This window comes from Paraburkholderia oxyphila NBRC 105797, assembly GCF_000685075.1.
GTDB classification, from domain to species: domain Bacteria; phylum Pseudomonadota; class Gammaproteobacteria; order Burkholderiales; family Burkholderiaceae; genus Paraburkholderia; species Paraburkholderia oxyphila.
In genome coordinates, this window is record NZ_BAYD01000028.1 from 50,077 (window position 1) to 61,231 (window position 11,155).

Consider the following 11,155-nt stretch of genomic DNA (forward strand, 5'->3'; position numbering starts at 1 on the left):
ATATCGATGGGCTCCGACTGTCGAGCGGAGAGCCCGTCAGGGATTGCCAGTAAAGGCGCGGGCCGCGTACCGCCAGGACGAAACAATGGAACCTCGGCGCGACCTGCCCTCAATGAGGCCGCGGCGCTCGGCCTCACGGAATGCCGCATTGATGGTGTTGAGATGAAACCCGAGATCGTCGGCGATATCCCGCTGCGTCGGCAGCCTGTCACCGGGCAGGAAGATTCCGGCGCGGATGGCCTGTTCGATCTGGTCCGCGATGGCGAAATAGATTTTCCCGCGAATACCGCGCGAAGTCCGGACACCATCACTGTAAATCACGTTTGTGCACCACCAGGGTGTCACTCGCGCGCGGCTGTATAGCGGTTGCCTGACACATCATCGCCGCGCATCCTGCACCGGTGCTGCACAGTTCATGAAGCGTCCTTTCCTGGCACGGCTCAGGCAGGGTCTTCAGCTGCTCTCGCGGCGTTATCGAGCCTGGCTGCGCTGCAGGACGTTCGCTCATGTTTTTCTCCCTGAAATGCAGGAAGCGCTCCCGCAGGGAGCGCCCCCCGCGGGGTTGGAGATGCACAGGGAAGTGACGGAGCTGCTTCCCTGGAATTAAAGACTGGACCTCAGGCAACGCGATCAGGTATGCTAGGGGTGATAGATATACTCGCGGTCATCTATTCGGGGGCGCCCAAGCAGGCGCCTTGCTACTGATTCGATTTCGCAATCGCTGAGGTCGAGGTTCAGCGCAGTAGCCCCTTCCAGTGCCAGTTCGATCACCGAGTCGTCATCGACGCCAAATCCGTATTTGCGCGCTGCAGTCCTTATCAAACCGACCACGGCGCCAACCACTTCGACGCGAACACCCGGGAGATTTAGCGCCCGCTCCCTCTGTTTGCGTTTGCGCTTCATGCGAACACCGCCGACCCTGGGGGCACGACATTGCGCCAACCGACTCTGCCGTTGGGCGAAAAACCTGTCCCCACGGCCGACGCATCGGCATACACCATCGGGCAGGCGACGGACACCATGGTGGTCGCCGCCCTCGCAACCAGAATCTGCCTTTTCATAAAGTTTCCTTTGTATGCATCTACGGCCAAAGCCCCCGCCTCATTGAGACACAGGAGCCTTTGATATGGATAACGCGCTTCGTGGCGTCAGAAGCAGGACTTCGGGTGACGCACCGGATCCACCAGCACGCGTCCGTCATCGCAGATACGGAAATCACCCTGCTTGCCCTTCGGCGAATGGACGACGATCAGCGACGGGTTGGGCCGTGGGTGGACCTGGGCGTGGCTGCACGGGCCGGGGAGCGCGGCACCGGTCGTTACGGCGAGCAGCATCAAAGAATTCATCATGTTTGGAGTCCAGAAAAAATGCCCCTCCTTAAGGGGCGTCACAAAGGGTCACGCGGCTAGCCGCTGCCGTACCGGATCAGTCACGGAAACCGTGACCCACCGTCCGTCAATGAGCACGTCGCGCAAGCGCGAGCCGTTCAGCATGTAGACGTGCTCGCGCCCCGCGCGCTGGGTTGCCGCGCGAGCCGCGAGCGTGATGCCGGTAACAGCGGAAAGTTGCTTCTTGAACATGGTTGCTCCCCGGAGTGAAGACGAAGAGCGCCCCTTGCGGGGATGCTCCCCACAAGGGTTAAAAGAAACATCACGCAGCCATCGCCTCGACATCGATGACGGCGTCCGCCTCGAGCACGAGGTCCGGTGTCTGCGAGATAAAGAATTCGCGTTCGTAGCCCCCCAGACGGAGAACCTCGCGTTTCATCTTCATGAATTGAACCTTGCGCGCGGGATCGAGCGGCCCATCCGATTCGTCGCTGAACAGCGTCTGGTACGGTTGCCCCGCATTGCGCGCGAGATACAGCGCAATGCCGCGGATCAGGCATTCGTTGATCCATACCTTCTGTCCGCCCGACATCACCGAAACCGTCTTGGTGCTGTCGTTGTCGGCGTCGTGGACAAGGATCTCGAAGCCTTCGCGCAGATCGCCCGAAGCGAGCTCACGCTGCGTCCGGATCTCGACAGTGAAGCGCGGGCCGTAGCAGGCCAGCAGCAGGTCGTTGACGGTCTGTGTGAGCGCGGGGCCCGCATCGTCGATCGTCAATGCCACGACACCATCGTTACCGAGGCCCTTTGCCAGCAGCTTCCAGTGCGCAATTTCGTCGGACAGGCGTACGGCCAGCTCCTGCGTCGCACCGAACCCCTCGAGTTCCGCCTCGATCGCGTCGCGCTGTGTTTCGCGCGTTGCATGCTGACGGATGAGCGCTTCGATACGCGCATCGAGAGCCGTGGTGGCCTCCCGGGTCGCGAGCAGTTGACGATCGAGATCGCCGATGGCCGCCGTGACATCGAACGCAGAGAGCCTGGAGGTCTCGGCATCGATATCGCGCAACGCCGCCTGCAGGCGGGCCGTTTCCGCCTCCCGGCGTTCCGCGACCCGCGCCACTTGCGTATCAACATCGGCCAGATCAGCCTTGGCCTGCGCGAGACCGCTTGCGGCCGCGTCGAGAAGCGGCTTGCGTGCAGCAAGGGCAGTGGCCGCCTCGAAAGCGCGACGGGCAGCAGCGAGTGCTGCGCTGGCTGAACGAAGCTCCTCGCGCCTGGGGGCAAGCTGCGCCACAACAGGCGTGAGTTCGTCGGCGAGCGCCTTCTTCGCGCGATAACTCTTGCGAAGCGACTCGACGCCGATGCGCTGTTCACCGACCTGCTTCGACGCATCACGCGCCTGGGCAAGCAGTGGACAGGTCGCATGCATGGCGTGGCCAGCACACGGAACCTGATCGACCACGGCCGCCTGCTGTTGCAGCGTCGTAAGCAGTGCAGCCTTCGTTGACCCTTGCGCCTGCAGTCCACCAAGGGCGGCATTCGCTTCGGTCAACGCCGTCTGCTTCGGCTCAAGGCCGGCGATCTCCGACTGAAGCGCCTGAATGCGCGCCTCCTGACGTCCGATCTCCAGCTGCGCCTGATCGCACTGCGCCTGCGCGCCCTCGATCTGCGCTCGTTGAGCCAGCGTCGACTCGTGTGTGGCGATACTCTTCGAGAGCGTCACACGCCGGTCATTGAACCGCCTGGTCAGGTCCGTCGCGTCCGACTCCACGGACGCGAGCGACGTTTGCGCGTCGCCGCGCTGCTTCGCCAGTTCACGCAGACGTGCCTCAGCCGTTGCCGATTCAGCCTGCTTCGCGGCGAGCGTTGCACGCTGTTGCCCGAGCGTCTGCGCGGTGGCCAGAAGGCCCTCGCGCTCGCGCCGTGCAGATGCAATCGACCCGGCGTCCGCCGTGATCGTCTGTTCCGTCTGCGCGAGCGTCTCGCGCTTCCGGGACAGTGATGCGAGCTCACACTGGATGCTGTCGAGCTTGCCGCCAAGGACCTTTGCGACTTCCGCCGCCTTCGCGGATAGCGCGCGCAGATGATCGATGTTCAGCAGCTCCGCCAGCAGCGACTTGATCTCGCCTGCGTTGTACGACGCGAGCGGCCGCCGGTTCTGCGCGGAAAATACGCTCGTGAAAAACGATTCGGGCGAGCCGCACACGGATTCGACGCAACGGTCATAGGTGTCCGCCTTGCCGTCCGAACGCGTGCCATCCGGCGCGACAAACGGCTGCCAGAGTCCGTCCTTGTCGCACCACGCGAGGAAGTACTCCGCCTTTTCGGTTTTGCCGGGCTTGCGGAACGCGAAGGTCGAGCGGTAGCGCACGTTGGCGTGCTCCCATTCGAAGATCTTCTGCGCCTGGACGCCACTGAGGTGGTCCCAGTACGAGAAGGCATCGACCGAGAGCTTCGCGGCATGCGAAGGCATGATGCGGTACGGATGCAGGTTGTCCATGAGGGTGGACTTCCCCGCGCCGTTTGCGCCCTTGAGCGCAATCAGCCCCGTTGGCATCGCCTGCAGATCGAGTGTCACGCTTTCGCGCTTCATCCCGTCGCGCACGCCGGTAAAGCCTTCCAGGGTGAGGATCAACGGTCGCATGGCATCCCCTCCCCGATCGGCGCGTCGTGCATGTAATCGGGCGGCAGCCAGGGCGCGTCATCATCGTCCGGCAACGGCGTCGCGATGACCGGATCGACCGGAGGGGGAGCAGCCGGCACGATCGTACCGTCGATGGCCCGCTCAACCGCCGAACAGGCCTCCCTGTACCAGGTGCCCGCGCAATTGAGGAGCATGTCCCAGCTATTGCAACCGGTGAGTGCCTTCAGTTCGCGGGGCGACCACTGGCTCGCGTAGCCGGAGCTATGCGACCAGAGGAGGTTTGTCAGTGCGACGTCGGGTGCCACAACGAGCTCAGGCGTATCCGCCTCGAGTTCGGCGCACATGACGACGAAATTCCGACGCACTGCGATAACTGTGCCGCGTGCGTCGCCGTAGGGTTGATGAAAAAGTCCGGCAGTAAATCCGGCGTGCTTCACGAGAAGCTGCTGGATGTTGCGTGCGGTGGACGTTGGGTCGAAATGCTGGACCCAGTCGGGACCAGCAGGATAAAGACCAAACATGGGAACACTCCAGAGAGAAAGGACGGAGTGCGCCCCCTTTGGGGGATCGCTCCCCGTCAGGGTCAAAAGGAAATGGATGCAACGGTTGCTGCGATCGATGCGCCTGTGGCGCGGGTGAACCTTGTTCCGGCAGCACGCTTGTCGACGAGCGCACTGGCGGGACACGGCTGTGTCCACGAGTGAGCGGGCCGTCCAGGCCCCGCTCACTGGATGGCGGCTAGTCAAGCCGCAAAGAGATCGCCTTCCAGCCAGTCAAGCGCTTTCCCTGTCGCGCCGTTCGCGCTGGGCGCGGGTGAGGCGACGACGGGAAAATCGTCAGGCGGGATTGCTTCAGTTGCAGACGCGTCCACGACAAGTGTCGACAGCATGACCGCAGGCGCCTGGTCGAGTTGAACCAGTACCGCATCGGCGATCGCGTTCGCGTCTCCGGTTTCGAGCAGTTGCAGACGTGCGAGCACGGAGGCTGCATTCACGTTTGCGACTTCGCACCAGCGACTGAGCTTTGCATCGACCGACGTCTCCAGGCTGATGCCCTGTGCGCGGCTGCGCACGACCGGGAGAATGCGCGGCTCGATCTTCACACCCCGTGCATTTGCGAACATCGCCTCGATTGCCGCGCGATCGACCGACTGCCGGTGCTCCTCATCGACCTGCCAGCGAACGCGCACGAACGCGTCACCGGCCTCGCCCGCAAATTGCGCGAGACGCTCCATGTCGGGCGGACCATCGAAATCGATGCACACCATGCGCCGCGTGGGCGTGGGGACCAGTTCGGCCCAGGCCGCATAGGTATCCACCTCCCATAACAGGTAACCCTTCTCGCCCTGCTCCCCAAAGTGAAACCGGCCGATCGAGCCCGCGTAGGCTACGCGCCGCCCGCCGCGCTCCCACATCTGGTGTTTGTGGACGTGGCCGAGCATGAAGGCTGAGCACTGCGCATCGAAGAGCGCCGAGAGCGAGAACTCGTGATCGAGGCCCGCCATCGTGACGCCGTGCTCCGTCTCACAGCCCACCACCGTGCCGTGTGAGATACCGACGGTTGCGATGCCCGCCTCGCGCAGCCTCGCGTTCACCTGACCTGACGCTGCCAGATACATCGCGAGCACATCGCCGAGATCCGTCGCCGCGGCGAGTGCGCCAACACTCACTGCAAACTGCCCCTTGTTGACGGTCGGCAGACAGGTGAACACGGCCTCCGGGTTCATCGCCAGCACTTGCGCGAGCTCGCCCCCGGTGAAGACAGGCCCCGCTGATGCGAGAAAGCGCCCATTCGCGAAAGCGACCTGCTGGATCCGGCTCGCGATGAACACCTCGCTGGTCGAGCCGATAAGCGCAAAGATGTCCAGCGTGCCGGGCGGCTCATGCGAAAACGTGCCCTGCAGCATGATCACAGGCATGGAGGCCGCCAGACGGTGAATCCGGCGCGCAAGCGTGACGAGTGCCGGCGAATGGGCGTCGAGCCGGTGGTCAGTCGAGTCACCGGAGACGACGGCCACGCGGGCGCCGCGCATGATCGCGTCGTGTATGGCGAACCCGAAGCAGCGGTCGGCTTCATCGAGACGCTCCGGCGAGTAATGCAGGTCAGAAAAATGTGCGATCTTCAAGACACACCTCCGTAAACGAATAATGGCCGCCCGAAGGCAGCCTCGATGGGATAGACGTCGTCCTGCGGCGAAGGGAAAGACAGCCGGCCCCGACCGGGGCCGGCCGCGGTCAGTCGGGCATCGCTGCACGAACCGCGATCCCGATCTCGCGATCCAGCTCGCCGCGATTTTCGAGTGCGGCCGCGAGGCGCGCGTTCATGCTGTCGACATCGGCCGGACGTTGCGCCCAGCCGCGGCCGTATGCTGCATGACCGAAGACCCGGAAGTCACGCTGCCGGTCCTCGGCGTTGAGTCCCAGGCGGCTGAGCAGGTCCGACATGCGCTCGCGTTTATCCTCGAGCGTCTCCTCTGTCGAGGATGCGTCGGGCTGCCCACGCGGTCCGTCGACATTGCTTGCGCGCGCATCACCTCCGGTCGGAACGTCACCCGGGTCAATCGCCGCTTCTTCTGCAGGCTTGAGGGGATACACGTTTGCCGCGCCTTCCAGCCGCATCGCAGCTTCCGATGCCGCCGCAAGCGCTGGTGGGTGATCCTCGGCTCCGTCGAGCAGCGCACTGATGTCGATGTCCGCATCGAGCACGGTGAGCATCTGCATCTGGCGCACCGGCTCGCCCTGCTCGTTGATCCGCGTAATCTCGAACTCGCGCTTCGAGATCCAGAAGCGCGTGTCGGTGAGCCTGCCGCGCGCAAGCGCCACGGTCTGCATCGCCGAATACGCCTTCTGCAGCACGTAGATCGAGTTGGTTGGCAACTCAACAAGACCGAGCCCCCTGATTTCGGGAATCGCGAAGATGAAGCGCGCCGAGAGGTTGCATTGCCGCGCCTGATACTGCGGGCACATCTGCGGATTGCATACGCCATCGGGAATGACGTCGTCCTGCCGCAGGATGATCGAACGCGGACCAAAATTGCGTTGTGCACGCTGGGCGCGTGCATCACGTGCTGGCTGCGCGTACTGCTTGCAGAAACGCGTGCCGTCGACGCCGTATTCGGAGAAGAACTTGCGTCCGGTCGTGCCCCACGTCGCCATCTCGTTCGGGATGTTGCCCATCCAGTCGTTGAAGGCAAAGACAACGGGGAAGCGATAGAGCTTCAGTCCGTCACCGCGATCCTCGCCATAGAGACGCAGGATTTCGTCGGCCACGTCGGGGTTGGTGAAGTCCGAACGACGGCAGGTGAAGTACGGGACGTTGCGCGGAGCGAGCGCGTTTCTGATCTTGCAGCGTCGCTCGATCTCGTCGCCGATCTTCTCGAACGACTCGCCGGCAGCGACCAACTGCTCGTAGAGCCTGACGGCGATTTCGTTTTGCCTGGCGGCCGACGTCAGGACCTTGATGCCGGGACGAATCCGACCGATGACGGGAGCGCGAGGTGCACGCTCCTCGACGATGCTGCGCACGGGCGCAGCGCCCAGCGGAACGACAGCGTTCATGAGGGTTTCCTTGCAAGAAAGAAGATCGCCGAGGTGCGCATCTCGCTGGCCGACTGCGCCAGGTTCGATGCCGCCGCCTCTCCGCGGCGTGTGGCGATATGGGACAGGACAACGCGGCGTTCGCTGTCGGCGAGCATCGCGATCTGGGCGACCTCACAGCGCGCGCGCCAGGCGAGCGTCGTGGTGTCGGTGTTGGCGCGCTCGCTTTCGATCGTGCTGCTGATCGTGTCGGCGATGCGCTGGTCAAGACCATTGGGAAGAAGCATGGGAGCGCCTCTGGAGAGGGGATGAAAAGCGCAGGACGAAAAAAAACGCGCTCACCTGGCAAGAGGAGCGCGTTCTGGATTCGGATGAAGATGACCCATACGCCACGTCCCTTCCGGGGACGTGGCGCACAGGGAGCCGCAAGGCTCATAACAGGGAACGCAAGGTCGTTCCCGGCGCGACATGATCACGTCGCGCGAACAGCCCTTTTCCGAAAACAGAAGTTTTCGCCGCAGGTTCACGGGTCAGTCCACTTCGATCGTTCTACCCGGATGGGTCTTGAGAGAGACACCCGAATATCCGGGCTCGAACGATGTCGCGGCGCAAATGCATGCGGCCGGCAACGAGTATTACGACTGACGAGAGGGGAGCAGGTGGCGAGCTGCTCAGCACGAGAGATATTCCACACCAGCAGCCAGCTGGTCGGAGCATGCCGTGAAGGCACGACTTGGGGCAGTAGATGGACTCCGGGCTACGGAGTCGCGGTCGATGCGTCAGAAGACGCGTGCAATGGAGTCAGTATCGCCAAAAACGCGAGGTGGTGCGCCCGGAATGGTGGCCAATATCGTGCAGCTTTTGCCGGAAATCTGCAGACGAACCAGGAACACAATGACAGGTGAGAGAGACCACACCAGAATAACTTCATGGCCGCCGTTCCTGAAACTGAGCCGAACCCGGAAGAAACACCCGACGACGACGCACAGGGCGGTGCGCCGGATGCACCCGCCTCCCTCACTGGCGCTCCTTCAGGCACGCGACTCAAACCCATCGAACGCCTGACTAGCGACACACGCTACGAGAAGATCATTCCGGATTCCGCCCAGGTGACGGTCCTGAAGTACAGCTCAATCTTCGTTCGCTCCTTTGTCCGCTCGGACTACAACTTCTGCGCAGCGAAGATTTCGGTCGCACGCGACGGCAAGCTGCGCGTGCTCGATCGGGCGATGCGTGAGACCAGTGAGTGGTTCACGAAGGCGATCACGTGGACTGAGCAGCTCGGCGCACTCAATATTCCCAGGCGTTACGAGACGATTGAGCTCGAGGTGAAGCGCCCGCTCGCAGGGCAGCTTGTCCGGTGCCTGACTCAATACGAACGCCTGTTTGCCCGCGCATGGTCTGCCCACTCTTCCCGCCTGCTGAGCGAGGAGCGCTGCACAGCCACGCTCGCGAACGCCGAAAAGAAACTCAAGCACATCGTGCAGTTGTGCATGCCTGACAACGAAGAGTACGACTTCGACGGCACGCGCCGCGAAAGCTGAGAATCCGCCCGATCGTCGGTCGCTTCCAGCTTGACTTCGACGCTGGATGGCTACGCCCGATGGTACCCAAGTGAGGAGAACTGCATGGAAATCGACCTTCGCGAGGTTCAGGCGCTGCATGCGCGCTATGCCCGCGAACACTTCGTCATTGACCTGGAAGGCCAGGTTCGGGCACTGCCGGCACCGCTCCAGCTCTCGCACGAACCCGCAGCCAGTATGTCACCTGTGCGGCGAGCGTGGAATGCCCGTTGGCAGCTCGGCCGTGGCGCGCTCATGACTGCGGGCGCCGCGACAATATGTGCAGCGCTCGGCGTGGGTGCGGCGCATTTGTGGCCGATGGTTCACAACGAACAAGCGCAAGCTCCTGGCTCGCCCAGCCTGCAGCCAGGGACCGCGACCCAGGTGCAAGCGGGCGGCCCGCCTGACGCGCCAGCACTGGCCGCGTCGGCACCGGCACTTACATCGAAGGATCTGCTCACTGATAACGGTCGTGCGAACTGGAGCGCTGCCGTTGACCCGGCCGCCCTGCTGCGCCAGGCGCCACGGACACGCGAAAGTGAACTGGCCAATCCAGCAACGCCGCCACGCACGAACGAAGAACAGAAGGCACTTGCCTCGCCATTGCGTCAGCACGTCACGCATGAAGCACAACCTGTGGCGAGCGCAACGGCAGCCGTCAAGCCCGCGCCGGATGCAGTACCGACTGCCGCCGCCGCTCCCTCCGCACCGAAGGAAGATCAACCGGCACCGCGACACGTCGTACGGCGTATGGCACGCGCCCATACCTCGCCGGCGCGCACGGAACAGCCGACGAGCACCGAAACCGCCAGGCAGCTGGCAGCTCCCGTGCAGCGCAACGGCGACGTACAACTCTTCTGAAGGACCGCAGCATGAAACCGCAAAACACGCTCAGCGTCACGCTGCTCGCGCCCGGTTCGGCAATCGAGGGCAATCTCATTCTCGACCATGGCGTGAGCCTCTTTGGGATCGTCGACGGGAACATGATCACTAACGAAGGGCTACTGCACGTCGGGCCTGGCGGTCTGGTGAAAGGCCAGGTCGAAGGCGAACACGTGCGCGTCGACGGCACGGTCGAAGGCGACGTGCATGCGCGCGGTTCGCTGGAAATCAACGGCCGCGTGAAGGGCAACATCTTCTACTGCGGCACGATCCGGCTCGGACCGTCTGCATCGCTGGAAGGCCAGCTCAAGCGCGTCGCGCGCGAACTGGTCATCGAAAACGAACCAACCGCACAGCCGGAGACGTCGAACGTGCAACCGCTGCCGCGCGGCGCTGTTGCCTCGGTGTAGAAATCTCATGTGACCTCGGGATTCACGCAGCCCCCGGAGAGGAAACGGCGATGACACGGCCGGCGCTATAGTCTCAGCAACTGGCTGGCTGATCGTGAACCCGCTGCAGCTTACGGAGACAAACTGCATCAAGGATATCTACGTCGTTGAGCCGTGGCGCCGTCGCGAGATCGGGAAAGCCTTTGTGAAGCTGACGATATCGGTTTGCCCTTATCGTCACTTCGGCCTGGTCTCGATCTCAAGACGTTGGAGTTCTGGTGCAGCGTTGCCCCCGACCCCGTTTTCGACAGGCGCTTGAATATGGGCCTGACTCCCCGCGAGTTCGAGTTTTTAGACACTTGCCAGGTTTCTTTCGACAGTCCGCGATGGGTCGCCAAGGCTGATGAAGCCAGCACCCGGGCACCTGACTGACGTTCCCTCCGCCTGGTGCCAAATGCCTCGCGCATACGGTTTTATTGCCACGTACGTTTTTCACGTACAAGCATGAGAAAACGTGCAAGCGAGCGCGGCGATCCGATCCACATCGTCCATCGCGTGTAACGCGCGTGAAAGAGCCACGTCACGCGCAGATAACTTGCGCCGCGTCGGCCACACCTAGTCTTGCGATGCGCGCGTAAGTAAAGCAGCGCTGTACCGCGCCGCTCCGGCTTGCCGCGAACAGCGCCAGGCGCCGTTGATGGGCGTCGGCACCAGCGTGCTCTGTCCCCCTATCATCCCGATCGTGTACGGTTTGTCTTTCGGTACGCTTTTAGCGTACACGCACCCGGAACGTACATGCGCTCGCGGCGACCGG

The 11,155-nt window shown here is 63.1% G+C and carries 13 protein-coding genes; 3 read left to right on the forward strand and 10 right to left on the reverse strand.

Annotated elements, in window-relative coordinates:
- Positions 1 to 36: 36 nt before the first annotated feature.
- From BO1_RS51685 to BO1_RS18855, 10 genes are all read right to left on the reverse strand, one after another.
- Entirely contained in the window at positions 37 to 321 is a 285-nt protein-coding gene (locus BO1_RS51685) for a GntR family transcriptional regulator (RefSeq protein ID WP_245643834.1), read from the reverse strand.
- 318 nt (positions 322 to 639) lie between these two features.
- Positions 640 to 903, reverse strand: a complete 264-nt coding sequence (locus tag BO1_RS18815) for a hypothetical protein (RefSeq protein WP_028218883.1) — start codon at positions 901 to 903, stop codon at positions 640 to 642.
- Positions 900 to 1,061, reverse strand: coding sequence for a hypothetical protein (locus tag BO1_RS60245; RefSeq protein ID WP_167338363.1), 162 nt, complete (start codon positions 1,059 to 1,061; stop codon positions 900 to 902). Before BO1_RS60245 ends, BO1_RS18815 begins: the two co-directional genes overlap by 4 nt.
- An 87-nt stretch (positions 1,062 to 1,148) precedes the next feature.
- Positions 1,149 to 1,349, reverse strand: coding sequence for a hypothetical protein (locus tag BO1_RS18825; RefSeq protein WP_043285389.1), 201 nt, complete (start codon positions 1,347 to 1,349; stop codon positions 1,149 to 1,151).
- Between the two features lie 48 nt (positions 1,350 to 1,397).
- A complete protein-coding gene (locus BO1_RS18830; RefSeq protein WP_028218885.1) occupies positions 1,398 to 1,580 on the reverse strand; it encodes a hypothetical protein in 183 nt (60 codons plus the stop codon).
- Positions 1,581 to 1,650: 70 nt separating this feature from the next.
- The gene (locus BO1_RS18835) at positions 1,651 to 3,972 is read right to left on the reverse strand and encodes a nuclease SbcCD subunit C (RefSeq protein ID WP_028218886.1); all 2,322 of its coding nucleotides are present in this window, start codon (positions 3,970 to 3,972) and stop codon (positions 1,651 to 1,653) included.
- A complete protein-coding gene (locus BO1_RS18840) occupies positions 3,960 to 4,493 on the reverse strand; it encodes a hypothetical protein (RefSeq protein ID WP_028218887.1) in 534 nt (177 codons plus the stop codon). Before BO1_RS18840 ends, BO1_RS18835 begins: the two co-directional genes overlap by 13 nt.
- Before the next feature lie 221 nt (positions 4,494 to 4,714).
- Positions 4,715 to 6,097 (reverse strand): metallophosphoesterase family protein, encoded by a 1,383-nt coding sequence (locus BO1_RS18845; RefSeq protein WP_028218888.1) that lies wholly within the window; start codon positions 6,095 to 6,097, stop codon positions 4,715 to 4,717.
- A 109-nt stretch (positions 6,098 to 6,206) separates the two neighbouring features.
- Positions 6,207 to 7,529 (reverse strand): recombination directionality factor, encoded by a 1,323-nt coding sequence (locus BO1_RS18850; RefSeq protein WP_028218889.1) that lies wholly within the window; start codon positions 7,527 to 7,529, stop codon positions 6,207 to 6,209.
- Positions 7,526 to 7,795 carry a DUF7696 family protein gene (locus BO1_RS18855; protein WP_028218890.1) on the reverse strand — a complete coding sequence of 90 codons (270 nt, stop codon included), beginning with the start codon at positions 7,793 to 7,795 and terminating at the stop codon, positions 7,526 to 7,528. Before BO1_RS18855 ends, BO1_RS18850 begins: the two co-directional genes overlap by 4 nt.
- A 642-nt stretch (positions 7,796 to 8,437) precedes the next feature.
- Between BO1_RS18855 and BO1_RS18860 the strand changes: the two genes are divergently transcribed.
- From BO1_RS18860 to BO1_RS51690, 3 genes are read left to right on the forward strand one after another with little or no spacing between them, the layout of a single operon-like run.
- A complete protein-coding gene (locus BO1_RS18860; protein WP_028218891.1) occupies positions 8,438 to 9,052 on the forward strand; it encodes an AcaB family transcriptional regulator in 615 nt (204 codons plus the stop codon).
- Between the two features lie 30 nt (positions 9,053 to 9,082).
- Positions 9,083 to 9,931 (forward strand): hypothetical protein, encoded by an 849-nt coding sequence (locus BO1_RS18865; RefSeq protein WP_156992313.1) that lies wholly within the window; start codon positions 9,083 to 9,085, stop codon positions 9,929 to 9,931.
- A gap of 11 nt (positions 9,932 to 9,942) precedes the next feature.
- Complete coding sequence (locus BO1_RS51690; protein WP_043285394.1) at positions 9,943 to 10,362, forward strand: bactofilin family protein; 420 nt, start codon at positions 9,943 to 9,945, stop codon at positions 10,360 to 10,362.
- Positions 10,363 to 11,155 lie beyond the last annotated feature (793 nt).